Below are 25,589 nucleotides of genomic sequence, written 5' to 3' on the forward strand. Positions count from 1 at the left end.
TGCCCGGCGCGGATGAAGGGACGCCATGACCCCCGCCATCGAACTCATCGGCATCGACAAGCGCTTCGGCTCCGTTCACGCCAACAAGGACGTGACCCTGAGGGTGGCCGCCGGTTCGATCCATGGCATCGTCGGCGAGAATGGGGCCGGCAAATCAACGCTGATGTCGATCCTGTTCGGCTTCTACCATGCCGACAAAGGCGAAATCCGGGTCAGGGGCCAGCCGGTCCGCATCCGCTCTTCTTCCGATGCCATCGCGCTGGGTATCGGCATGGTGCACCAGCATTTCATGCTGGTTGAACCGTTTACGGTTCTCGAAAATGTGGTGCTGGGGGCGGAGGGTGGCGCGCTGATCGGACCGGCGCTCGACAAGGCGCGCGCCGAACTTCTGCGGCTGGCCAGGGATTATGAGCTCGAGGTCGATCCGGACGCCATTGTCGGCGAATTGCCGGTGGGCCTGCAGCAACGCGTCGAAATCCTCAAAGCCCTGTTCAAGGGCGCGGAAACCCTGATCCTCGACGAACCCACCGGCGTGCTGACGCCGGACGAGGCCGATCATCTGTTCCGCATTCTCGGCACGCTGCGCGAGCAGGGAAAGACGGTGATCCTGATCACCCACAAGCTGCGCGAGATCATGGCGATCACCGACCGTGTCTCGGTCATGCGCCGCGGTGAATTGGTCGCCACCCGCGAGACCAAATCCACCTCCGTGGAGGAGCTGGCGGAACTCATGGTGGGCCGGCATGTGCTGCTGCACGTCGAGAAAGGCCCGTCACGGCCGGGCGAAACGGTGCTCGACGTCAGGAACCTCTCGTGGAAGGACCGCAAGGGCGTGGCGCGCGTCGACAATGTGTCCTTCACGGTCAGGAAGGGCGAGATCGTCGGCATCGCGGGCGTTTCCGGCAACGGCCAGTCGGAACTTCTCGATGTGATCGCCGGCATCGCCAGGCCGAGTGCTGGCCAGGTGATCTTCGAGGGCAAGGACATCGGCGTGCTGGGTGATCCGCATCATGTGCGGGAGGAAGGCCTTGCGCATGTTCCGGAAGACCGCCAGCACCGTGGCCTCATTGGCTCCTTCGAGGCTGCGGAGAACGCCATTCTCGGCTGGCACCGGAGCGAGGCGCTGGGCCATGGCTTCCGGCTCGACCGCTGCAAGGTGATGGCGCGCGCCGAAGCCGAAATGCAGGAATTCGACGTGCGCCCGCCCGATCCGCTGCTGGTTTCGTCCAAATTCTCTGGCGGTAACCAGCAGAAGCTGATCATTGCGCGCGAGATCATGAGCAATCCGGACCTGTTGCTGGTCGGCCAGCCCACCCGCGGGGTTGATATCGGGGCCATCGAATATATCCACAAGCGCATCATCCGCCTGCGCGATGAAGGCAAGGCGGTGCTGCTCGTTTCCGTCGAGCTTGATGAGATCCGCTCGCTCTCCGACCGCATCCTGGTGATGTTCGCCGGCCGCATCATGGGTGAGCGCGGCCCCGGAACCGACGAGCGCGAACTGGGCCTGCTGATGGCCGGCGTGGCGAGGGACGCCGCATGATCATGACGGCGCGCGGCGAACTGCCCCGCTGGGTGGATGTCGGGCTGATCCCGCTCATCAACCTCGCCGTGGCGCTGGTCGTCTCCGGCCTCGTGGTGGTGATCATCGGTGAGAACCCGTTCGAGGCGATGTGGATCATGCTGAAGGGTGCCGTGGGCTCGCTCAAGGGCTGGGGCTATCTCCTCTACTACGCCACCAATTTCGTGTTCACCGGGCTTGCCGTGGCGGTTGCCTTCCACGCCGGGCTGTTCAACATCGGGGGCGAAGGCCAGGCCTATATGGCGGGCGTGGGCGCCGCGGCGGTGGGGTTGGGGCTCGAATTCCTGCCATGGCCGGTGGTGATCCCGCTCGCCATTCTCGCGGCCATGGCCTTCGGCGCCTTCTGGGCCTGGGTGCCGGGCATCCTGCAAGCCAAGCGCGGCAGCCACATCGTGATCACCACGATCATGTTCAACTTCATCGCGGCGAGCCTCGTGGGCTATCTCATCAATTACTGGTTCCGCCCGGTCGGCAAGATGGCGGTGGAAAGCCGCGAGATCACCGGCGCCTACATCATGAGCTTCCGCGAAGTGGCGCGCGAGTTCTTCGGCGTGCGGATCGCCTCATCGCCGCTCAATTTCTCGGTGTTCCTGGCGATCGCCGCCGCGGTGGCTGTGTGGTACCTGCTGTGGCGCACCAAGCTGGGCTATGAGATTCGCGCGCTGGGCGCCAATGCCAGCGCCGCCGTTTATGCTGGCATCAAGCCGGGCCGCATCATCGTCATCACCATGGCGATTTCCGGGGCGCTCGCCGGCCTGATGGCGGTGAACGAGATTCTGGGCGTGCAGCACCGTCTGCTGCTGGGCTTCGTGGGTGGTGCCGGCTTCGTCGGCATTGCGGTGGCGCTGATGGGCCGCTCGCACCCCGTGGGAATCGTGCTTGCCGCGATGCTGTTCGGGCTGCTCTATCAAGGCGGCTCGGAACTTTCCTTCGCCAAGCCCGACATCAACCGTGACATGGTGGTGGTGATCCAGGGCCTCGTCATCCTGTTCATGGGGGCGCTGGAATATGCTTTCCGGCCCTGGGTTGCGGCGCTGTTCTTCCGCGCGGAGGAGGCCTAGATGGACCTCTATGTCGAACTCCTCGCCTCGACCATCCGCATGAGCGTGCCGCTGATCCTCGCCTGTCTTGCAGGCCTGTGGTCAGAGCGCGCCGGCATTGTCGACATCGGACTGGAAGGCAAGATGCTGATCGCCGCCTTTGCCGCAGCCTCGGCTGCGGCGGTTTTCGGCTCGGCCTGGATCGGGCTGTTCTTCGCCATCCTCGCCTCGCTCGGCTTTGCTCTGGTGCATGGCTATGCCTCGATCAACCAACGCGGCAACCAGGTGGTTTCCGGTGTGGCCATCAACATGCTGGCGGCCGGGCTTGCGGTGGTGCTCGGCAATGAATGGTTCCGCGAAGGCGGCCGCACCCCGGCGCTGCCGCCGGAGGGCCGCTTCCTGCCGATCGATTTCGGCGCGCTCGCGGACGCGCCGGTGATCGGCGGACTGATCAAGATTTTCCTCGCGCATTCGGTTCTCACCTATTTCGCCATCGCCATGGTGCCGCTCACCGCCTGGGCGCTGGCCCGGACCCGCTTCGGGCTCAGGCTGCGCGCGGTGGGCGAGAATCCGCAGGCCGTCGATACCGCCGGTATTTCGGTGGCCGCCCTGCGCTACCGCGCGGTGATCATCGCTGGTGTATTGTGCGGCGTCGCCGGCGCCTTCATCTCCACCTCGCTGTCGTCGAGCTTCGTGCGCGACATGACGGCGGGTGGCGGCTTCATGGCGCTCGCCGCCCTGATTTTCGCCAATTGGCGGGCCTGGCCGGCGCTGGGCGCCTGCCTGCTGTTCGGCTTCCTGCAGGCGGTTGGCAATTTCGCGCAAGGGGCGTCGGTGGCCGGCGTCCAGATTCCGGTGCAGTTCATCAACATGCTGCCCTATGTGCTCACCGTGGTGCTGCTGGCGGGCTTCATCGGCAAGTCAGTGCCGCCCAAGGCGGCGGGCATTCCCTATACGAAGGACCGCTGACATGCATGACCTCGCCGAAGAGGCAAAAGCTGCCCGCCTCAAGGCGCATGCGCCCTATTCGAAATTCCATGTGGGGGCGGCGGTGCGCGATGAATATGGCCGCGTGCATGGCGGCTGCAACATCGAGAACGCCGCCTACCCACAGGGCTGGTGCGCGGAGCCGTCGGCAATCTCGGCCATGATCATGGCCGGTGGCCGGCGCATCACCGAAGTGGCGGTCATGGGCAATGGTGCTGCGCTGTGCACGCCCTGCGGCGGCTGCCGCCAGAAGATCAGGGAGTTTGCCGGGCCCGACGTGAAGATCCATTGCCTCACCGAGGCGGGGGAGTTGATCCAGACTTTCACGCTCGATGAGTTGCTGCCCTATTCCTTCGGACCGGAGCATTTGCGGTGAACGCCCTCTCAGAGCGGCTTGGAAAGCGCGCGCCGAAAACCGCCATCGTGCTGGGGTCGAGCCTTGGCGCGCTGGCCGATGCCGTGGCGGAACCGCTGGTCATTCCCTATGCCGCGCTTCCCGGTTTCCCAGCCACCCGCATCTCGGGCCATGCCGGGAAGCTGGTTGCCGGCTGGCTTGGCGGTAAGGAGGCCGTGGTCCTTGCTGGCCGCGCGCATCCCTATGAATCTGGCAACGCCGCCGTGATGCGCCCGGCGATTGAAATGCTCCACGGCGCTGGCATCGAGACGCTGATCCTCACCAATGCCGCGGGCAGCCTGAAGCCGGAGATGCGCCCGGGCGCGCTGATGCTCATTTCCGATCACATCAACCTGTCCGGCATGAATCCGCTGATCGGCCAGCATGGCGACGAGAACTTCGTTCCCATGACCGATGCCTATGACCCGGAGCTGCGCCGCCGCTTTCGCGCCGCCGCCGCGGTCAAAGGCATTGTCCTTCACGAAGGCGTCTATTGCTGGTGTTCTGGCCCTTCCTTCGAGACGCCAGCTGAAATCCGCATGTTCCAGATCGTCGGCGGTACGGCGGTTGGCATGTCGACAGCGCCGGAGACTATTCTGGCCCGGCGTTTTGGTCTCAAGGTGGCGGCGATCTCGGTGATCACCAATCTTGCGGCAGGAATCGAGGGATCATCGCCCAGCCATGAGGAAACCAAGCGCGAAGGAGCGCGGGCCGCCGCCGAGCTCCAGAAACTGATCGCCCGGTTCCTGGAGGAGTCTTAAGGTGCTGCCGCAGGAGGTGATCCGCCGCAAGCGTGATGGCGCGGCGCTGAGCCGCGAGGAGGTACGCGCGTTCATCGCCGGGCTCACCTCGGGCCGCGTCTCGGAGGGCCAGGTGGCGGCCTTCGCCATGGCGGTATTCTTCCGCGGCATGAGCCGCGAGGAAGCCGTGGGCCTGACGCTTGCCATGCGCGATTCCGGCGCCGTGCTGGCATGGGACCTGCCTGGGCCGGTCGTCGACAAGCATTCCTCCGGCGGCATCGGTGACAACATTTCGCTCTATCTGGCGCCCATGCTGGCGGCCTGCGGCTGTTATGTGCCGATGATCTCGGGCCGCGGACTAGGCCATACCGGCGGCACGCTGGATAAGCTCGACTCGATTCCGGGCTATGCCACCCAGCCGGGGCTCGAGCTGTTTCGCAAAGTGACGCGGGAAGCGGGCTGCGCCATCATCGGCCAGACGGCCGATCTGGCCCCGGCCGACAAGCGCCTCTATGCCATCCGCGATGTGACCGCGACGGTAGAGTCGGTTCCGCTCATCACCGCGTCGATCCTCTCGAAGAAACTGGCGGCGGGGCTTGAGCATCTGGTGCTCGACGTGAAGATGGGCGCCGGCGCCTTCATGACCAATATCGAAGAGGCCCGCGCGCTTGCCGAAAGCCTGGTCGCCGTGGCCAATGGCGCCGGGCTTCCCACCACCGCACTCATCACGGATATGGATGAGCCGCTCGCTCCCTGCGCCGGCAATGCGCTGGAAGTGGCGCATGCCTGCGAGGTCCTGCTCAACCGCCGCGCTGATCCACGGGTACTCGACATCACGCTCGCGCTGGGGTCCGAGCTGCTGCTGAGCGCCGGGATCGACGATACCGCCGAGGCGGCGCGCGCCAGGCTGGCGGAAACGCTTGCTTCAGGGCGGGCCGCCGAACAGTTTGATCGCATGGTGCAGGGGTTGGGCGGGCCGCGGCACTTCACTGAGAATCACGAAAAGCATCTGGCGGCCGCCCCGATCACGCGCGCCGTCCACCCCGATCGAGAGGGAACCGTCGCCGCCATCCGGACCCGGGAACTGGGTCTTGCCGTCATCGCGCTGGGTGGCGGGCGGCGGGTGGCGGCGGATGTCATCGATCATCGCGTTGGCCTTTCCGGGCTTCTTGGCAAGGGCGCCAGCGCTGGCCATTCAACGCCGCTCTGCCTCGTGCATGCCGTGGATGAGGCGAGTTTTGCGGCAGCCGCGGACATCGTCCGGGACGCCTATGTGCTGGGTGAGGCGCCGCCGCCCAGGCCCTGCGTGCTGTCGCGCGTCACCGCATGAGCAGGTGAGCCCATGGCACGCGCCTTTATTCTGGTTCTCGATTCGCTGGGTGTGGGCGGTGCGCCCGATGCAGCCTCGTTCGGCGATGCGGGAGCGAATACGCTCTTGCACATTGCTGACCGGATGCCGCTTGCGCTGCCGCACCTTGCGTCACTGGGGCTGGGGCTTGCTGCCGGACTCTCGGCGGGGCGCAACCCTCTGCCGCCTCAACCGCTGATCGGGCAATATGGCGTGGCGCGTGAGGTCTCGCGCGGCAAGGACACGATCACCGGCCATTGGGAGATCGCCGGTGTGCCGCTGGCCTTCGACTGGGGCTATTTCCCGCACCGGATCCCGGCCTTTCCACAACAGCTGATCGACGGCATCGTCAGCCGCTGCGCCCTGCCGGGTCTGCTTGCGATGTGCCATGCCTCGGGCACCCAGGTGATCGAGGATTTCGGCGAGGAACACATCCGCACCGGCAAGCCCATCGCCTACACCAGCGCGGACAGCGTGTTGCAGATCGCGGCCCATGAGGTGCATTTCGGGCTGGAACGGCTCTATGAGGTCTGCCGGGTGGCGCGCGAGCTCACCTATCCGATGAATATCGGCCGCGTCATCGCGAGACCCTTCGTCGGCGAGACCGCCGCCACATTCACCCGAACCGGTCACCGCAAGGACTACGCCGTCAAGCCGCCCGCGCCAACGCTGCTCGACCGGGTGAGCGCGGCTGGCCGCGACGTGGTTTCTGTGGGCAAGATCGGCGATATCTTCGCGCACTCCGGCACCGGACGCGAAATCAAGGTCTCCGGCAATCCGGCCTTTCTGGAGGCGACCTTGTCCGGGATGGACAGCCTTGGCGAGGGCGGCCTGCTGATGACCAATTTCGTCGATTTCGATACCGAGTTCGGCCATCGCCGGGACGCTATTGGCTATGGCCGGGCGCTGGAAGCCTTTGACGGGGAAGTGCCGCGCATCATGGCGAAGCTCCGCAAGGGCGACCTCCTGGTGCTCACCGCCGATCATGGCAACGATCCAAGCTGGACCGGTACCGACCACACCCGCGAGCAGATACCGATCATGAGCTACCAGCCGGGAAATACGCCCACCTGCATCGGCCTTCGGCACAGCTTCGCCGATATCGGCCAGAGCGTGGCGGCCCATCTCGGTGTTGGCCCCTTGGCAAGCGGCACGGCCTGGGCCATGGACGGATCACCATAGAACTTCAACCACGGCAGGAGGAAACCATGAAACCGGTGAAGTGGGGCATCATCTCGACCGCCAACATCGGCGTGGCGAAAGTCATTCCCGGCATGCTGAAAAGCCGCGACATCGAGATCGTGGCCATCTCATCCCGGCGCAAGAAGACCGCGCAGGAGTGGGCGGCGAAGCTTGGCATTCCGAAGGCTTATGGCTCTTACGCGGAGATGCTGGCCGATCCGGAAATCGAGGCGGTCTATAATCCGCTGCCCAATCACCTGCATGTGCCGCTGACGCTGGCGGCGGCGCGGGCCGGCAAGCACGTGCTGTGCGAGAAGCCAGTGGCCATTACCGCGCGCGAAGCCGCCAAGCTGCGACAGGCGCCTAAAGGTATTCATCTCGCTGAAGCCTTCATGGTGCGCCACGCCGCCCAGTGGATCGCGGCGCGCGACCTCGTGAAGAAAAACAAGATCGGCGAGGTGAAGGCCATCCAGGTGCTGTTCTCCTACTTCAACCGCGACCCCGGGAATGTGCGCAACCAGGCCGATATCGGCGGTGGCGGGCTTCTGGACATCGGCTGCTACCCGATCACCGTGTCGCGCTTCATTTTCGCTGCCGAGCCGCAACGCGTCATCGCAGCCTTTGAGCGCGACCCCAAATTCAAGACCGACCGGCTGGCCAGCGGCCTTGCCGATTTCGGCGAGGGCCAGCAATTGTCCTTCGCGGTGTCTACCCAGCTGGCGCCCTATCAGCGCGTCAACATCATGGGCACCAAGGGCCGCATCGAAATCGAGATACCGTTCAATGCGCCGCCCGACCGGCCCAACCGCTATTTCGTGCAGGGCATGACCATGAACGAGGGCCTCTGGACCGAACTTCCGGTGTCCGACCAGTATCAGCTGCAGGCTGAGGCCTTTGGCCGGGTCATCCGAGGACGGCAAAAACCTGTCTGGGGCGTCGAAGACGCCATCCAGAACATGCGGATTCTCGATGCCTTCCTGCGCTCTGAGAAGACGGGACGCTGGGAAAAGCCCTGACCGGGCCGCCGCGCGGGAGGCCATTGACGGCGCCAGGCACCGTCACTATAAGCCCGCAATCCCGAGAGGCGGGGGTGACGGGACGCACGCTGAAACGCATGCGGACTGTTGCCCTAGAGCGCTGATCGCATTGTTTCAGAGAAGCAGGACCAAAGCCAAATGGCCAATACGAAATCGGCGAAAAAAGCGGCGCGCGTCGCCACCCGCCGCACCGTGATCAACAAGAACCGTCTGAGCCGCATCCGCACCTATGTGCGCAAGGTCGAGGAGGCGATTGCTTCCGGAAATCAGGCCGCCGCTGCCGAAGCGCTCAAGGCCGCACAGCCCGAAATGATGCGCGGCGCCCAGAAGGGCGTGCTGCACAAGAATACCGTGTCGCGCAAGGTATCTCGCCTGTCAGCGCGCGTGAAAGCCTTGAAGGCCTGACGACCCCGGTCATTCACGTGATGGCGGGTAAGCCGGTCGGAGTGCGTCCGAACATTGCGAGACCGCGTCTCGTGTTTCGCCTTCCGGTTGCGCTTCCGTTTCCATCTTTATAAGCGTCACGATCACCGTTAGAGTCGCTGAAAATTCGAGCGCCGGACCTCTGCTGTCCGGCGCTTTTGCGTTGTCCACATGCTTGGCATTTGTCCGGGAACGGAATGTCTCGCGCAGAAATTAATGAACTAAATCATAGTTTTGTCTTGGTGCAGCGAGTCTGACACTGGGTTTTTGCGGCGGCCACAACTGTACATCATAAAATTGACCTAAAGTTGCGGCGGTCACTGAAGCGACCTTGCCTTCCGTCAACCAATCTGAATTCTTCGCGTTCTCAGCGCCTTAGCGCAACCGACTCCGGAACGCGAACAGGCCGCGGCCTGGCCGCCCAATTCCGTGTACGGAGTATTTTCGGAATCAGGTTGCTTGCGCCGGTAACGCTTTTGTAAAGTCTTTCTGCGGGTGGCCGACCGGCCAGCGTCCCGCGCCAGATAAGCAGGGTTCGGGGCGTTTCGGGTCCTGTGCTCTGACAACCAGTCAGCGTTTGTATTTGTGGGGCGTCTTTTGTCCAGGGGGAGCCGTTTGCGTGGGGATAACAAGGGCGCATGGCCAAACCAGGATGAAAGTTTGAATTCAGCATCAATGCTGCGGCAGGGGCATAGGATGGCAATCGCGCTACGAAAGCCGGACGCAGGCGCGGACACCGACTACTCCTAAACACAGGCAGTAAAGATTGGCTTTGAACTGGTTGGGCCGTGCTCCACCGGATAGTTGAAGTGCGCGTGTAAGGCTGCGCGGCAGGGATAAGAACACAGATGACCGTATCGCCGGAAGTGAAAAGACAGTGGGATCGTGTCGCGCAACGGCTGCGCGCTGAACTTGGGGAAGATCTCTATAGTTCGTGGTTTGCCCGCATGGAGATCGAAGACTTCACAACGGGCAGGTTGACGGTTTCCGTCCCGACCCGCTTCCTGAGGTCTTGGATCGAGACGCATTATGTCTCTAAACTCCAGAAGATAGGCGAGGCGGAACTGGGGCCCATCGACAGCACGATTGTCCGCGTCCGGATGCGCGCAAGCCTGCCAACGCGTCCGGCTGGTGAAGATCAGGCGATGCCGGCGCCGCAGAAAGCCGCAACAGCGGGCGGGATAACTCCGGTAGTTTCCGCCGCGCAGGCCGCCGTGGACCGCGGTCCGCTGCTTGATCCGGGTCAGACCTTCGAGACTTTTGTGGTCGGCGCCTCCAATCAGCTGGCGCACGCCGCCATGTGCCGGGTTGCAGATGCCGCGCCCGGCGTGGCCATCAGCTTCAACCCGCTGTTCATCCACGCCGCGTCGGGACTCGGAAAGACGCATCTGCTTTCGGCGGTGGCTCATCGCATCCGTGACCGCCGGCCAGACCGCAAAGTGATGTTCCTGACGGCCGAGCGGTTCATGATCAACTTTGTCATGGCGCTGCGCCAGCGGGATACGCTGGCCTTCAAGGAACAATTTGCAGCCATCGACGTGCTGTTGATTGATGATTTCCAGTTCCTGCAAGGCAAGACCATGCAGCAGGAGTTCTGCAATGCTTTCAATTCGCTGGTCGACTCCCGCCGTCAAGTGATCGTGGCGGCGGACGTGCCGCCCGCCCAGCTCGACGCCATTGACCAGCGCATGCGCTCGCGGCTGATGGGCGGCCTGGTGGTGGACATCGAGATGCCTGATCTTGAAACCCGCCACCGGATCCTCAAGAGCCGCTATGAAATCATGCGTAAGCGCGATCAGTCGGTCACCATTCCGGACGAGGTCCTTGAATTCATCGCCAACCGCATCAACGGTTCGGGCCGCGAACTGGAAGGTGCGCTGAACCGTATCGCCGCCTACCAGCAGTTCAACCAGGCGGCGGTCACTCTTGACCTGGCTTCGTTGGTGCTGCGTGACATGCAGGCGGCGCCGGACGGCTCGCGTATCAAGATCGACGATATCCTGAAGGTTGTAGGGCGCCATTTCAATGTCGGCCGGACCGACCTGCTGTCGCCCCGCCGGGCCCGCAGCGTCGTGGTGCCGCGCCAGATCGGCATGTATCTGGCCAAGAAGATGACCGCCCGGTCGCTCCCGGAGATTGGACGGCGCTTTGGCGGGCGTGACCATTCGACGGTCCTCCACGCGGTGCGCAAGATCGAGGACCAGATCAAGACCGACGACCGGCTGGCCCGTGAAGTGGCGCTGCTGGTCCGCCTCGTCGAACAGGGTTGAAAACCGCAGCGCGGCCACTTGAACTGGACCTGCAACCGGGCCAATGTCTTCGGCCCGGCAGGTTGCCGGGGCCATACCAGCAGGGGGACAACCGTTCATGCGCGTTACGATCGAAAGGTCGGCATTCCTGAAGGCGCTCACCCATGTGCAGAGCGTGGTCGAGCGCCGCAATACTATTCCGATCCTGTCCAATGTGCTGCTGCAGGCGGCGCAGGGGCAATTGAAGCTGACCGCCACGGATCTCGACATCGAAATCGTTGAAAGCGTTCCGGCCGAAGTCGCGCGGAGCGGGGCTGCAACGGTGCCGGCGCATATGCTCTATGACATCGTGCGCAAGCTGCCCGACGGCGCCCAGCTTGAACTCGACCGGGCGGGGGACGGCCAGCGGGTTTCGATCTTCTCGGGCCGCTCACGGTTCTCGTTGCAGGCTTTGCCGCATGAGGATTTTCCGGATCTCGCGGCAGGCGATTTTCCGCACAGTTTCGCCATCTCCGCCGCCGACCTCAAGGGCCTGATCGACAAGACCCGCTTTGCGATTTCCACCGAGGAGACGCGATACTACCTCAACGGCATCTATCTTCACGACGTGGTGGCGGCTGGCACGCTGCGCGTGGTTGCCACTGACGGCCATCGGCTCGCGCAGGCTGAGATTCCGCGTCCGGAAGGTGCCAATGGCATGCCGGGAGTGATCGTGCCACGCAAGACCGTGCTCGAGGTGGTCAAGCTGTTCGAGGGCCTCGAGGGCGCAGTGGATGTGTCGTTATCGGCTGCCAAGATCAGGTTCTCGGCGGGAGACCTCGTGCTCACCTCGAAGCTGATCGATGGCACCTTTCCGGACTACGAGCGGGTCATTCCGCGCAACAATGACAAGAAACTCATCCTTGAGACGGCGGGTTTCGCCGCCGCGGTAGACCGCGTCTCCACCATTTCCCTCGAGAAAGGGCGGGCGGTCAAACTGCAGATCGGCGGTAACAAGGTTGTGCTCGCCGTCAACAATCCGGACTCGGGCTCCGCCGAGGAGGAGCTTGCCTGTTCCTATGACGCAGCCCCCATCGATATCGGTTTCAACGCGCGGTATCTCATGGATGTGGCCGGCCAGATCAAGTCTGAGACAATCGAGTTCAGTCTCGCGGATGCCGGGTCCCCCACCATCATCCGCGACCCGGCTGATGGACAGGCCCTCTATGTGCTGATGCCGATGCGGGTGTAAGCTTGGTTTTGTGACCGATTCTCCCGCTCTCGCCATCCGCAAGCTGACGCTGACGGACTTCCGCAACTATGGCGGCCTGCGCCTGCGGGTGCCGGCTGGTCTGGTGGCATTGGTGGGCGCCAATGGCGCTGGCAAGACCAACATCCTTGAGGCCATTTCGCTGCTGGTGCCTGGACGCGGCTTGCGCGCCGCCCCGTTTGGCGAGCTGGCCCGTTACGGTGGCGCCCCGAGCTGGGCGGTGGCTGCCGAGGTTGAGGCCGCCGGAGGTCTCACGTCGATCGGTACCGGCTGGAGCGGCCAGTCTGAAGCCGGCGACGGTGGCGGCCGTCTTGTTGTCATCGATGGCGAGGTGCAGAAGGTTGCCGGTGCACTTAGCAACCATGTGCGCCTGCTCTGGCTCACCCCCGCCCAGGACCGTCTGTTTGCCGGTCCCGCGTCGGACCGCCGCCGGTTTCTGGACCGGCTGGTGGCCGCCTTTGACCCCGAACATGCCACGCGCGCCGCCGTGTTCGAAAAGCTCATGCGCGAGCGGAACCTGCTGCTTGAGGACCTGCGCCCCGATCCCGCGTGGCTCGCCAGCCTGGAGGCCCAGATGGCGGAGGCTGCCGTGGCTATTTCCGCTGCCCGTCTGGTTGGAATGGAGGCCCTCAGGACCCATATTCAGGAGGCGAGGTCGGAAAGCTCCTTTCCCTGGGCCGAGATCGCTGTGGAAGGTGAGATCGAGGCGCTCGTGGCGGCAAAGCCTGCCGTGCAAGTTGAGGATGAATATCGTAGAATTCTGAACGATTCGCGGGGGCTTGACCGTGCCGCGGGGCGCAGCCTGAGAGGCCCGCACCGCAGTGACCTCGCGGTGCTGCATGGGCCCAAGGGCATGCCTGCCGGGCAGTGTTCGACAGGCGAACAGAAAGCGCTGCTGATCGGGCTTTTGCTGGCCCAGGCGCGGGCGGTCAAGGCAGGAGCAGGGGTGGCGCCACTGCTGTTGCTGGACGAGGTCGCGGCTCACCTGGACCGGGCGAGGCGCAGGAGTTTGCTGGAGGCTCTGGCGGCCCTCGGATCGCAGAGCTGGATGACTGGAACAGACGCCCAGCTGTTCGAGGCGATTGGCCGGGCTGGCGCTGTCTTCACTGTCGAAGACGGCGTGGTCCGGGAGGCGATGGAAGAGTGATGTCAGAGACGGATGATACGAACAACGGCGCCTATGGCGCGGATTCGATCAAGGTTCTGAAGGGCCTCGACGCGGTGCGCAAGCGGCCCGGCATGTATATCGGCGACACCGATGACGGCTCTGGCCTGCACCATATGGTCTATGAGGTCGTCGATAACGCAATCGATGAAGCCCTGGCGGGGCACGCGACGCGCGTTACCGTCACCCTGAATGCCGACGGTTCCTGCACGGTCACCGACAATGGCCGCGGCATCCCGACCGATATCCACAAGAGCGAAGGCGTCTCGGCCGCCGAAGTCATCATGACCCAGCTGCATGCGGGCGGAAAGTTCGACCAGAACTCCTATAAGGTTTCAGGGGGCCTGCATGGCGTGGGCGTGTCGGTGGTCAATGCGCTATCGACCAAGCTCAAGCTCACCATCTTCCGGGATGGCAAGGAGCATTTCATGAGCTTCAGCCACGGCGAGCCCGATGCGCCGCTGAACGTGGTCGGTGAAGCACCTGGAAAGCGGGGCACTGAGGTGACCTTCCTGCCCTCGCCGGAAACCTTCTCCAAGACCGAGTTTGATTTCGCCACGCTCGAACACCGTCTGCGCGAACTGGCCTTCCTCAATTCCGGCGTCCGCATCCTGCTTGCTGACCGGCGCGGCGTGGAGCCCAAGGAGGTGGAGCTTTTCTATGAGGGCGGCATTGCTGCCTTCGTCCGCTATCTGGACCGCACCAAGCAGGCCGTGCTCTCCGATCCGATCATGATTCACGGTGAGAAGGACGGCATCACTGTCGATTGCGCCCTGTGGTGGAATGACAGCTACCACGAGAATGTGCTGTGCTTCACCAACAATATTCCGCAGCGTGACGGCGGCACCCATCTGGCCGGTTTCCGCGCTGCCCTGACGCGCGTTGTCAACAATTATGCCAGCGACAGCGGCATCGCCAAGAAGGAGAAGGTGCAGCTCACCGGCGACGACGCGCGTGAAGCCCTGACCTGCGTTCTCTCGGTCAAGGTGCCGGACCCCAAATTCTCGTCCCAGACCAAGGACAAGCTGGTATCCTCCGAGGTGCGGCCGGTGGTCGAAGGCCTGGTCGGTGAGCAACTCGGCGCCTGGTTCGAGGAGCATCCGGCTGAGGCACGGGCCATCGTTTCAAAGGTGGTCGAGGCTGCGGCGGCGCGCGAGGCCGCCCGCAAGGCCCGTGAACTAACGCGGCGCAAAGGTGCCCTGGACATCTCTTCGCTGCCAGGAAAGCTTGCCGACTGCCAGGAGCGCGATCCGGCGAAATCAGAACTGTTCATCGTCGAGGGCGACTCGGCCGGCGGCTCCGCCAAGCAGGCCCGCCAGCGCGAGAACCAGGCAGTTCTGCCGCTGCGCGGCAAGATCCTCAATGTCGAACGCGCCCGCTTCGACAAGATGCTGTCATCCGCCGAAATCGGAACGCTCATCACCGCGCTCGGCACCGGCATCGGCCGCGAGGAGTTCAATATCGGGAAGCTGCGCTACCACAAGATCGTCATCATGACCGACGCCGATGTCGACGGCGCGCATATACGCACGCTGCTGCTCACCTTCTTCTACCGGCAGATGCCAGAGATCATCGAGCGCGGCCACCTGTATATCGCGCAGCCGCCGCTCTACAAGGTGAAGCGCGGTTCTTCCGAGCAATATCTTAAGGATGCCAAGGCACTCGAGACCTACCTCGTCGAAACTGGCCTTGAGAACACGGTCCTGGTGCTGGCCGACGGCAGTGAGCGCGCTGGCGCCGATCTTCGCGCCATTGTCGAGGAAGCCCTCTCGGTACGCGCGGCGCTTGACGCGCTGCATTCGCGCTATCCGCGGCCGGTGATCGAGCAGGCGGCCATTGCGGGCGTGCTTAACCCCGAGGTGCTGGCGCGCCCCGAACAGGCGAGTGCCGCCGCCGCCTATATCGCCCGCCGCCTCGATGCCATCGTAGAAGAAACCGAGCGTGGCTGGGCTGGCGAACCCACGCCGGACGGCGGGCTGAGCTTCACCCGCGAGGTGCGTGGCGTCAGGGAAAGCTGGATGCTTGACGGCAAGCTGATCGGGTCTGCGGATGCGCTGCGCCTCGACAAGAAGGCCGAGCATCTCCAGGAAATCTACGGTAGGCCGGGCCGGCTGCGCCGCAAGGACGGTGAAACCGTTATTCATGGTCCGTCTGGGTTGCTCGAGGCGGTTTTTGCTGCCGGGCGCAAGGGAATCGCCATGCAACGCTACAAGGGTCTTGGGGAGATGAACCCGGAGCAGCTATGGGAAACGACCCTTGATCCCAATGTCCGCACCCTGCTGCGCGTCAAGGTATCCGAGCTTGATGAAGCTGACGATATCTTCACCAAGCTGATGGGCGATGTGGTCGAGCCGCGGCGCGATTTCATCCGTGAGAATGCGCTCAACGTGGCCAATCTCGATGTGTAGAAGATGCCTCCCAGCCGCTTAAGACCTTCTTTATACTTTCCTGTCTAGACTATCGCTGGCGGAAGATGGGCTATTACGGCCCATAGGCATCATGCCACCGTCAGGCTGCCCACGACCCTCCGTTCGAAATCCGCGAGCAAGGCTCGCGCAGGGTTAACGCGCCATTTTTGTGTCCAAGATCGAGAGGTTTGTGGGGATGTGAGAAAGACATCCCTCGAGGGGAGTCCTTCTGATGTCGATCGTTTCAGGTTTGACCACGCGGCAAATCGCGTCTCTCAGCGCCACGGCCATTCAGGCGTTTTCAACAACCGACATCCAGGCTCTGAGCACCACTCAGATGGCCGCGTTCTCCGCCACGCAACTCAATGCCATGGAAACCACCGATCTTACGGCTCTTAGCACCTCGCAGGTGCAGTCTATCTCCACGTCCGCCATCCGGTCTCTCATCGCCACCACCATCACCAATCTCACCTCAACGCAGGCGAGCGCGTTAACCGCCTCGCAGATCGGCGCCATGCAGGCCTACGCGGTCGAGGCGCTGGAATCCACGGACATCCAGGGCTGGAATACGACGCAGCTGGCCGCCGTAACCTCAAGCCAGATTGCCGGATTGACCTCCACCGGAATTTCCGATTTCTCAACCACGCAACTCGGTCAGTTGACCTCGACTCAGGTACGCGGCCTTACGACAACCCAAATAAACAGCCTGGCCACCACTCAGATCAACGCGCTCGATGTGAGCTTGCTCACGACATCCCAGATCCGCGGTATGTCCTCCACGGCGATTGATTCTCTTTCAACAACCCAGGCGCAGTCGCTCACCGCTACGCAGATCGCCGCTCTCTCCTCGACCGGGCTTGACGCGCTCAGCTCAACGGAAATCCAAGGCTGGTCCACGACGCAGCTCGCGGCCATCACATCGCAGCAGCTGGCAGGACTCTCGACAACCGCGGTCAGCGATTTCTCCACCACCCAACTTGGCCTGCTGAGCAATTCCCAGGTGGGCGGCCTAACGACGACGCAGCTCAACAATCTGGCGACGGCGCAGCTGAACGCGCTCAATGCGGCGGCTTTTAGCGTCTCTCAGATCCGTGGCATGTCGGCGACAGCGATCGATTCTCTGTCCACTACGCAGGCGCAGTCTCTTACGACCGCGCAGATCGCCGCGCTGTCGTCTTCGGCCCTTGAAGCACTGAGCTCGACGGAAGTCCAGGGCTGGTCCACGAGCCAGCTCGCAGCTATCACGTCGCAGCAGCTCGCCGGCCTTTCGACCACGGCGATCGCGGAGTTCTCCACGACCCAGCTCGGGCAGCTGACTTCGACGCAGGTCCGCGGGCTGACCACCGGTCAGCTCAACAATATGGCGACGACCCAGCTTAACGCGCTTGATGTCACGTCGCTCAGCGTCACACAACTCCGCAGCATGTCCTCGACTGCGATTGACGCTCTCTCCACCACTCAGGCGCAGTCGTTCAGCACCACGCAGATTGCCGCTTTAACTTCCACGGGCCTCGATGCGTTGAGCTCGACGGAGGTGCGCGGCTGGTCTACGACGCAACTCGCAGCTTTGGTATCACAGCAGTTGGCCGGCCTCACGACCACGGCGATTGCCGACTTCTCGACCACTCAGCTGGGCCAGCTCACTTCCACGCAGCTGCGCGGCCTGACGGGCACCCAGATCAACAATCTCGGCACAACGCAGCTTAACGCGCTGAACGTCGCCGATCTGTCGGCAACCCAGGTTGTGGCGATGGATGCGACGGCGATCGGTAACCTGACCACGACCCAGGCGCGGGGTTTCACCGTAACGCAAGTCGCGGCGATGACCACAACGGGTCTTGGCGCGCTGGACTCCACCGATCTCCAGGCCTGGAGCACCACCCAGCTCGGCGCTATCACCACCCGCCAGCTTTCTCTGCTCACCACCACCGGGATCGCCGGCTTCTCGACCACCCAGCTCGGGCAGCTGACCAGCACGCAGGTGCGGGCTTTCACCGCCACCCAGCTGAACAACCTCGGAACGGCGGAGTTGACGGCGCTCAATGTCGCCGATCTGTCGACTTCTCAGATCAGAAGCATCAGCGCTACGACGCTCGACGCGCTGTCGACGACCCAGGCGCAGGCGCTCACCACCGGCCAGATCGCGGCTCTCGCCGCCACCGGCCTCGGCGCGCTGAGCTCCACCGAAGTCCGCGGCTGGTCGACCACCCAGCTCGCCGCGATCACTTCGCAGCAGATGGCCGGGTTGACCTCGACCGAAATCCAGGACTTCTCAACCACCCAGCTTGGCGGCCTGACATCGGTGCAGCTCCGCGGCATCGCCACAACCCAGCTGAATGCCCTGGACTCCGCCTACCTGCAGGCGCTCGACCTCAGCCTGATCTCGACCCAGCAGGCGGCGGGTCTCAACACCACGGCGGTGGGGAACCTCTCGAGCACCCAGGTACGCGGGCTCGCCACAACCCAGATCGCCGCCATCTCCGCCAATGCGCTCGGCGCGCTGGCCTCGTCCGATGTCCAGGCATGGAGCACCACCCAGCTTGGCGCCGTCACCGCCACCCAGCTTGGCAGCATCTCCACCACGGCGATTGCCGACTTCTCGACCACTCAGCTGGGCCAGCTCACTTCCACGCAGCTGCGCGGCTTCAACTCTACCCAGCTCAACGGTCTGGAAACCGCTCAGCTCGCGGCTCTCGCCGCCTCGTCGCTGTCAACGGTGCAGGTCGCCGGCCTCAACTCCACCAGCCTTGGCCGCTTCACCACAACCCAGATCGGTTCTCTGGAGGCGGCACAATTCCGGGCTATCCAGACCCAGGCACTGGACAGCCTGACGACCACCGTCTTCGCGGCGCTGACAACAGCGCAGGCCGGCGCCCTCTCAGCAAGCCAGCTCTCGGCACTCAGCACCACCAACTTCTCGGCTTTGAGCGCAACCACGGGCATCCCGTCGCTGAGCACGCAGAGCATCTCCGGCATCACCGCCGCGCAAATCTCCGCGCTGAACAGCACCAAGGCTCTTGCCTTTACCTCAACCCAGATCGGCCTCATGAGCGCCGATCAGCTCACGGCCCTGATCGTCGCCAGCAACAGCTAACAAGGGAGCGCCGACCGCCTTGTCCTCTTCCATCATCGCCCTGTTCCATGAGGCCGAGCGCCTTGAGAAGACACACAACGCGGCTGGCGCGGCCGAGCTTTACAAACGCTGGGTCGCCCTCAATCCGGACGACCCAAATCTCGCCGCGGCGTTGTTCAACATGGCCGTCGTGGCCCAGCGCAGCGGCGATCCTTTCGGCGCCATCAATGCGCTGCGCGATGCTATCCGTATCAACCCGGACTTTCATCCACCATATATAAATCTCGGCCGCGCTCTTGAGGACGTAGGCCAGGTTGGCGCCGCGATCAGCCAATGGCTGGCGCTGTCAGGCCGTCTCGCTTCCGTCAACGGCGCGGCGTTGCGCCACAAGCTGATGGCGCTAACCCAGGCGGGCCGCGTACTGGAATCAAATCACCTCGACGCGCCCGCCGAAGACGCGCTGCGCCAAGTTCTCGATCTGTCGCCGGATGAGGCGCAGGCCGCGCAGCACTGGATCGCGCTCCGCCAGCGCCAATGTAAGTGGCCGGTGGTGACCGGCTGGGATGGCGTCGAGGCCCGCGCGCTCCTTGCCAATATCTCGCCGCTCTCGACCGCGGTGATGTTTGACGACCCCATGTTTCAGCTGGCGCGAACCGCGGTTTACGCGCGCGAAACCATCGCCCGGCCAGCCAAGCCGCCCTATGAACATTCCACACGCATGGCCGAACGTCCGCGGCGGCTCAAGATCGGTTATGTGTCGTCCGACCTCCGCGAACATGCGGTTGGTTTCGGCATTTCCGAAACCATGGAGCTTCATGACCGGAGCCGCTTCGAGATTCACGGCTATTACTGCGGCATCGCCCGCGATGACGAAACCAAATCCCGCATCCGCGCCAGTCTCGACTCATGGACGGATATCACCGGTTTTTCGGACGATGACGCGGCGGCGCTCATCGCCCGCACCGGCATTGACATTCTGGTCGATGTCAACGGCTACACCCGCGATGCCCGCACCGCTGTCTTCGCGAGGCGTCCCGCACCCATCCAGGCCAACTGGTTCGGCTTTCCGGGCAGCATGGCGACGCCCTACCACCATTACATCATCGCCGATCCGCATGTGATTCCGGAAGGCCATGAGATCTTTTTCTCTGAGAAGGTGATGCGGCTTGCCTGCTATCAGCCCAATGACCGCAAGCGCCGGGTAGCCCCGGAGCCGCCGCAGCGCGAAGCCGAGGGCCTGACTGGAAGTGGCTTTGTGTTCTGCTGCCTGAACGGTACCCAGAAGATCACCGCCCAGGTCTTCACCGCCTGGATGCAGATCCTGAATGCCGTTCCGTCCAGCGTGCTCTGGCTGCTTGATTCATCACCTGAAACCACTGCCCGTCTGCGTCAGATGGCGGCCGCCGCCGGTGTTGCGCCGGAGCGTCTGTGTTTCGCGCCGAAGCGCCCCAACCCACAGCATCTCGCGCGTTATCCGCTGGCTGATCTGTTCCTCGATACCTTCCCCTATGGCGCCCATACCACTGCGGCTGATGCCATGTGGATGGGAACACCGGTACTCACGCTCGAGGGCCGTGGCTTTGCGGCCCGCGTCTGTGCCGGGCTTGTCAAGTCCGCGGGGCTTCCGGAACTGGTCTGCAGCAGCTGGGAAGAGTATGTGGCGCGCGCCATCGCCATCGCCCAGACGCCGGGGATCGCCGGCGAGCTGCGCAAGCGGCTGGTCCATAACCGCGACACCGCGGCGCTGTTCGATACGCCGCGACTGGTAAAGGGTCTTGAAGGACTCTACGACCGGATGTGGGAGGAGTTCCGCAACGGCGAATTGCCGGTGCCCAATCTCACCAATCTCGCCAGCTATGCGGAGATCGGTTTGGGCCTGATCGAAGGCGGCGAGGGCCTGAGCATCGATCCGCAGGCCTATGCTGCTGAGATCGCCCGTTGGAACCAGTACGAGCCGGTGGCGCCTGATTACCGCCTGTGGCCGCAGCCCGGACCTGACAATGTTCTGCCTCTGAAGCGCGCCGCCGCCTGATCAGGCGCGGGGCATCAGCGCCCAATAGTCAAGTTCAAGAATGACGCCCGGCTTGTCCGCCGCGCCGTCCTCGGTTGGAAATGATGCGCAGGCAAGATCGCGGGTAGCCCGCGTCAGAATCCGCAGTGCCCCGATGTCCTGGCGCTTGGGAAGCTCTGCCGTCTCCAGGATTTCTGACCAGGCATAGACGGTGCCGCCCGCAAACAGCGGCGCCACATGCCGCCCGCCATTGATCGCCGCGATGTGAAAGGCGTTGGCCAGCCCGTTGAAGCACAGCGCCCGGGCCAGCGAGATCACATGTCCGCCATAGATCAGCCGCCTGCCGAAACGGCCTTGCGCCTCCGCATGCTGGTTGAAATGCACCCGTGCGGTGTTCTGGTAGAGCCTGGTCGCAAGCTGGTGCTCGGCCTCCTCCACCGTCATGGCGTCTGCGTGATCGATCTTTTCACCCACCCGGTAGTCATCAAAGCGGCATGCAGACCCTGACAGCGCATCGTCCCAGCCTGCACGGTCGATGGCGGGGCAGGCCAGGCCTAGTTCCGAGGGGTCGACGCGGCCGCCAAGCTTTGGAACGGCCGGAGCGGGAGCAGGGGCCTTTTCGTCGCGTTTTCTCACCATTACCCAGCGCACATAGGAGAGAACCTGCTCGCCATGCTGGTTGAGGCCAACAGTCCTCACATAGACGGTGCCCGTCTTGCCGTTGGAATTCTCCCTGAGGCCAATCACCTCCGATTGTGCCGCCAGTGTATCCCCCACATAGACAGGCTTCAGGAACCTGCATTCGGCATAGCCGAGATTGGCCACCGCATTGAGCGAGATATCGGGCGCGGTCTTGCCGAACACGACGTGAAAGACCAGGAGATCGTCCAGCGGCGCGGCTGGATAGCCAGCCGTTGTCGCGAAAACCTCCGAGGACTGCACGGCAAAACGCGCGCCGTAGAGCGCCGTGTAGAGCGTCTGGTCGCCCGCCGTGAGGGTGCGGGGTGTGGCATGGCGGATGGTCTGGCCGAGCCGGAAGTCCTCGAAGAAGTTTCCTGGATTGGTTTTCATGGCGCGGTTATCGCCTCGGCGATGTCGGCCACGCGTTGGGCCATGGCCAGGTGCAGCCGCTCCACCATCCGCCCTTCCACCGTGATCACTCCTTTTGCGGTATTCTCCGGCAGCTTGAAGGCTGCGATGATCTTGTGCGACCATTCCACTTCTTCCGGTGCGGGCGAGAACAGCGCGTTGCATACCGCAATCTGGCCGGGGTGGATCAGCGTCTTGCCGTCCATGCCAAGTGCCCGCCCCTGTTCACACTCGGCGCGAAAGCCGGCCTCGTCGCGGAAATCATTATAGACACCGTCGAGCACATCGAGGCCGTAGGCCCGTGCGGCCAGCAGTGTCATGGACAACCATGGCAGAATCGCGAAGCGCCCGCCGGTTGCGAGAGCCCGCGATTCCTTCAGCAGATCGTTGGTGCCCAGCACCAGGCAGGATAGCCGCGCCACCTGGTGCACGGAGGCGATCTCGCGGACATTGAAGATCGCCATCGGCGTTTCCATCATTGCCCACATTCGGGTGTCGGCTGCGCCGCCCATGCCGGCGTGAATCCGCGAAACGGTCACGATGTCGCCGGGCCGCGCCACCTTCGGCACCAGAATGGCGTCGGGGTTCACCTCGGCTGCCATCTTGAGGTCTTCCACGCCCCATGGCGTGTCGAGACCGTTGATGCGGATCGCCAGCTCGCGCTTGCCATAACCGCCGCCCTTCACTGCCGCAGCGACCCTGGCGCGGGCATCTGCCTTGGCGTCCGGCGCCACCGAATCCTCGAGATCAAGGATCAGGGAATCGGCCTCGAGGGTCTTGGCTTTCTCAAGGGCGCGCTCATTGGCGCCGGGCATGTAGAGAACGCTGCGTCTGGCTCTGAAGGTCATGGCAAATCCGTGCATCGATGAGCGGCGAAACTAAACGCCGGGCCCGGCGAATGGAAGCCCGCTCTTTTGCCCTAAGTCTCACCCCTTGTAGGAAGCAGCGGCTTTGGGCAATCTCGCCGCCATGGCATCCTATGACGTGGCGATTGTCGGCGGCGGCGTGGTTGGCAGCGCCACCGCCTATTACCTGAAGAAGCTGGGATATACCGGCTCGGTGGCCATCATCGAGAGGGATACGAGCTGGCAATCGGGCTGCACCGCGCGGTCCTGTGGCGGGCTTCGCCAGCAATTCTCGACGCCGGAGAACATCGCGCTCTCGAAATTTGGCGTCACAGTAGTGAAGAACCTCAAGGAGGAGTTCGGCCCGGAGGCGGATGCCGCGTTTCGCGAACAGGGTTACCTCATCCTTGCCACTGCCAGCGGCATGCCGGTGCTGGAGGAAAACCACGCGGTGCAGATCGCCCATGGCGCGCATAATGTGCTGCTCAAGGGCGATGCGCTCGCAGCGCGCTTTCCGTGGCTCAACGCCGATGGTCTGGCTGGCGGCTGCTTCGGGCTGTCGGGCGAAGGCTGGGTCGACCCCTATTCGCTGGCCGCCTTGTTCCGAAAGGCTGCCATGGCGCGGGGCGTTGCGCTGATCCAGGGCGAGGTCGCCGGCCTCCGGCGTGATGGCGCGCGCATCTCGGGCCTCGACCTGGCATCCGGCGAGAGTCTGATCTGCGGCACGCTGGTCAATGCCGCCGGCACCGGGGCGGGGCGGCTTGCGGCACTTGCCGGCATTGCGCTGCCGGTGGGCCCGCGCAAGCGTTATGTCTACGTACTCGATTGCCCGGCCGCCACCGAGGCCCTGCACAAGGCCCCGCTTACGGTGGAGCCAGGCGGCGTCTATTTCCGGCCCGAGGGCCGTAACTTCATCTGCGGCCTGTCGCCGGAGGAGCATGAGGAACCCGAGGTCTTCGACTGGGAGGTCGATTACGCGTGGTTTGAGGAGCGCATCTGGGGCCGGCTGGCGGAGCGTGTGCCGCTGTTCGAGGCGGTGAAAGTGATCAGCGCCTGGACCGGCCATTATGATTACAACGCGCTGGACCAGAACGCGGTGATCGGCCCGCACCCGGAAATCGCCAATTTCCTGTTCGCCAATGGCTATTCCGGTCATGGGCTGCAGCAGGGCCCGGCCTCCGGCAACGCCATCGCCGAGCTGATCCTCCACGGCGGCTACCGCACCATCGACCTTACCCGCTTCGGCTATGAGCGGATTTTGAATAACGCTCCGCTGTTCGAGAAGAACGTCATCTGATGCGCGTTTTGAGCGTGTCGAGCCAGGTGGTGTGGGGGCCGGTCGGCAATTCCGTGGCGGTTCCCGCCCTGCAGGCGGCGGGCCACGAGGTGCTGGGCCTTCCCACCATCACGCTGTCGAACCATCCCGGCCATGGGCCGCCGGCGGGTTTCCGCACCTCGCCCGAGGACATGGCGCGCATGCTCGCGGCGCTGGAGGCGCTGGGCGCGCTCCATGACCTCGATGCCGTGCTGACGGGCTATTTCGCCACGACGGGACAGGTTGAGGAAGTGGCGAAGCTGATGGACCGCGCGGCCATTCCCTTTGTCGTGGTCGATCCGGTGATGGGCGATCATGGCCGCCTCTATGTGCCGCAGGAGGTGGCGGATGCGATCCGCGCCGAACTTCTGCCGCGCGCCACCTGCCTCACGCCAAATTGCTTCGAGCTCGGCCTGCTCTCCGGCCATGCGGTGACCGGCATTGACAGCGCCATCGTGGCGGCGCGGTCGCTCGGCATCGATGAAGTGCTGGCCACCTCCATTCCCGTTGACGATGCCCGGATCGCAACCGTTCTGGTGACGCGCGATGACGCTGACAGCTTTGTGACGCCGAGGCTGGCCCAGGTCCCGCACGGCACCGGCGATTTCCTGAGCGGGCTCTATCTCGCTGCCCGTCTCGCCGCGCCGCCGCGCGCCGCGCTCGCGGCGGCCATGGCCGTGCTTGCCCGGGCGATTGCGCTGAGCGCCGGACGCGCCGTGCTCGACGTGGCGGGCGCGCTGCACCAGCGATGAGCCTGGTCATCGGGGTGGACGGCTGCCCGGGCGGCTGGATCGCGGTGCGCTGGGGCGAAACCCTGTCTCATCATCTGTACCGAAGCTTCGCTGATGTGCTCGCCATGGATGCCGCGGCGATCGCCGTCGACATGCCAATCGGCTTTCCGGATGGCTCGGGCCGTGCTGCCGAGCGGGAGGCGCGGGCGAGGCTCGGCGAACGCCAGTCCAGCGTGTTCTCGGTGCCGTCGCGCGAAGCGGTGATGTGCCGGGATTATCGTGCCGCCTGCGCGGCCAATCTCCGCAACGCCGATCCGCCGAAGAAAGTCTCCAAGCAGGTGTTCCACATCTTCCCCAAGATGCGCGAGATCGACGCGCTGATGACCCCGGACCTGCAGTCACGCGTCTTCGAGGTGCACCCGGAGCTGGCTTTCTGGGCGATGAATAACGGCCAGCCGCTGCCGCTGCCCAAGAAACAGAAGAGCCGCCCGCATCCGCCGGGACTGGATCTGAGACGCACCCTGCTGGAGGCAGCGGGCTTTCCGCTGGCCGCATTGCCGCCATCCGTCTACCGCACGGCCGAGGTTGGTCCTGACGATCTGCTCGATGCCTGCGCCTGCGCCTGGAGCGCGGGGCGCATTCTTGAGGGCCGGTCCCTGCGCCTTCCGGCCGATCCGCCACGCGATCGAAGGGGCTTGCGCATGGAGATCAACGCGTGATT

The 25,589-nt window shown here is 64.0% G+C and carries 20 protein-coding genes; 18 read left to right on the forward strand and 2 right to left on the reverse strand.

Annotated features, from left to right (window positions below):
* The first annotated feature begins 25 nt into the window (after positions 1-25).
* From ACKOED_RS01045 to ACKOED_RS01115, 15 genes are all read left to right on the forward strand, one after another.
* Positions 26-1,543 (forward strand): ABC transporter ATP-binding protein, encoded by a 1,518-nt coding sequence (locus ACKOED_RS01045; RefSeq protein ID WP_408914715.1) that lies wholly within the window; start codon positions 26-28, stop codon positions 1,541-1,543.
* Positions 1,543-2,643: an ABC transporter permease gene (locus ACKOED_RS01050; RefSeq protein ID WP_408914752.1), complete on the forward strand. Its 1,101-nt coding sequence runs from the start codon at positions 1,543-1,545 to the stop codon at positions 2,641-2,643. Before ACKOED_RS01045 ends, ACKOED_RS01050 begins: the two co-directional genes overlap by 1 nt.
* Positions 2,644-3,591 (forward strand): ABC transporter permease, encoded by a 948-nt coding sequence (locus ACKOED_RS01055; RefSeq protein ID WP_408914716.1) that lies wholly within the window; start codon positions 2,644-2,646, stop codon positions 3,589-3,591.
* A 1-nt stretch (position 3,592) separates the two neighbouring features.
* A complete protein-coding gene (cdd, locus tag ACKOED_RS01060) occupies positions 3,593-3,985 on the forward strand; it encodes a cytidine deaminase (protein WP_408914717.1) in 393 nt (130 codons plus the stop codon).
* Complete coding sequence (locus ACKOED_RS01065) at positions 3,982-4,764, forward strand: purine-nucleoside phosphorylase (RefSeq protein WP_408914718.1); 783 nt, start codon at positions 3,982-3,984, stop codon at positions 4,762-4,764. The genes cdd and ACKOED_RS01065 overlap by 4 nt, the downstream gene beginning before the upstream one ends.
* Position 4,765: 1 nt before the next feature.
* Positions 4,766-6,073: a thymidine phosphorylase gene (deoA, locus tag ACKOED_RS01070; protein WP_408914719.1), complete on the forward strand. Its 1,308-nt coding sequence runs from the start codon at positions 4,766-4,768 to the stop codon at positions 6,071-6,073.
* 12 nt (positions 6,074-6,085) lie between these two features.
* Positions 6,086-7,273, forward strand: coding sequence for a phosphopentomutase (locus ACKOED_RS01075; RefSeq protein WP_408914720.1), 1,188 nt, complete (start codon positions 6,086-6,088; stop codon positions 7,271-7,273).
* A gap of 26 nt (positions 7,274-7,299) precedes the next feature.
* Positions 7,300-8,289, forward strand: a complete 990-nt coding sequence (locus ACKOED_RS01080) for a Gfo/Idh/MocA family protein (RefSeq protein WP_408914721.1) — start codon at positions 7,300-7,302, stop codon at positions 8,287-8,289.
* A gap of 159 nt (positions 8,290-8,448) precedes the next feature.
* Positions 8,449-8,715, forward strand: coding sequence for a 30S ribosomal protein S20 (gene rpsT, locus ACKOED_RS01085; RefSeq protein WP_408914722.1), 267 nt, complete (start codon positions 8,449-8,451; stop codon positions 8,713-8,715).
* Positions 8,716-9,581: 866 nt separating this feature from the next.
* Positions 9,582-11,003 (forward strand): chromosomal replication initiator protein DnaA, encoded by a 1,422-nt coding sequence (gene dnaA, locus ACKOED_RS01090; protein WP_408914723.1) that lies wholly within the window; start codon positions 9,582-9,584, stop codon positions 11,001-11,003.
* 97 nt (positions 11,004-11,100) lie between these two features.
* Positions 11,101-12,213 carry a DNA polymerase III subunit beta gene (gene dnaN / locus ACKOED_RS01095; protein WP_408914724.1) on the forward strand — a complete coding sequence of 371 codons (1,113 nt, stop codon included), beginning with the start codon at positions 11,101-11,103 and terminating at the stop codon, positions 12,211-12,213.
* A gap of 10 nt (positions 12,214-12,223) precedes the next feature.
* Entirely contained in the window at positions 12,224-13,378 is a 1,155-nt protein-coding gene (gene recF, locus ACKOED_RS01100; protein WP_408914725.1) for a DNA replication/repair protein RecF, read from the forward strand.
* On the forward strand, positions 13,378-15,804 hold the full coding sequence (gyrB, locus tag ACKOED_RS01105; protein ID WP_408914726.1) for a DNA topoisomerase (ATP-hydrolyzing) subunit B: 2,427 nt from the start codon (positions 13,378-13,380) through the stop codon (positions 15,802-15,804). Before recF ends, gyrB begins: the two co-directional genes overlap by 1 nt.
* Positions 15,805-16,036: 232 nt before the next feature.
* Positions 16,037-18,898, forward strand: coding sequence for a beta strand repeat-containing protein (locus tag ACKOED_RS01110; RefSeq protein ID WP_408914727.1), 2,862 nt, complete (start codon positions 16,037-16,039; stop codon positions 18,896-18,898).
* A gap of 19 nt (positions 18,899-18,917) precedes the next feature.
* Positions 18,918-20,909 carry a glycosyl transferase gene (locus tag ACKOED_RS01115; protein ID WP_408914728.1) on the forward strand — a complete coding sequence of 664 codons (1,992 nt, stop codon included), beginning with the start codon at positions 18,918-18,920 and terminating at the stop codon, positions 20,907-20,909.
* On the opposite strand, the gene ACKOED_RS01120 is transcribed toward ACKOED_RS01115, so the two are convergent.
* Complete coding sequence (locus ACKOED_RS01120) at positions 20,910-21,959, reverse strand: MaoC family dehydratase (protein WP_408914729.1); 1,050 nt, start codon at positions 21,957-21,959, stop codon at positions 20,910-20,912.
* Positions 21,956-22,825, reverse strand: a complete 870-nt coding sequence (locus ACKOED_RS01125; protein WP_408914730.1) for an HpcH/HpaI aldolase/citrate lyase family protein — start codon at positions 22,823-22,825, stop codon at positions 21,956-21,958. The genes ACKOED_RS01120 and ACKOED_RS01125 overlap by 4 nt, the downstream gene beginning before the upstream one ends.
* A gap of 121 nt (positions 22,826-22,946) precedes the next feature.
* Between ACKOED_RS01125 and ACKOED_RS01130 the strand changes: the two genes are divergently transcribed.
* From ACKOED_RS01130 to ACKOED_RS01140, 3 genes are read left to right on the forward strand one after another with little or no spacing between them, the layout of a single operon-like run.
* A complete protein-coding gene (locus ACKOED_RS01130; RefSeq protein ID WP_408914753.1) occupies positions 22,947-24,119 on the forward strand; it encodes an NAD(P)/FAD-dependent oxidoreductase in 1,173 nt (390 codons plus the stop codon).
* Positions 24,119-24,889, forward strand: coding sequence for a bifunctional hydroxymethylpyrimidine kinase/phosphomethylpyrimidine kinase (locus ACKOED_RS01135; protein ID WP_408914731.1), 771 nt, complete (start codon positions 24,119-24,121; stop codon positions 24,887-24,889). Before ACKOED_RS01130 ends, ACKOED_RS01135 begins: the two co-directional genes overlap by 1 nt.
* On the forward strand, positions 24,886-25,587 hold the full coding sequence (locus ACKOED_RS01140; protein ID WP_408914732.1) for a DUF429 domain-containing protein: 702 nt from the start codon (positions 24,886-24,888) through the stop codon (positions 25,585-25,587). Before ACKOED_RS01135 ends, ACKOED_RS01140 begins: the two co-directional genes overlap by 4 nt.
* Positions 25,588-25,589: the final 2 nt, after the last annotated feature.

Source organism: Aestuariivirga sp., assembly GCF_046093005.1.
Lineage (GTDB): Bacteria > Pseudomonadota > Alphaproteobacteria > Rhizobiales > Aestuariivirgaceae > Aestuariivirga.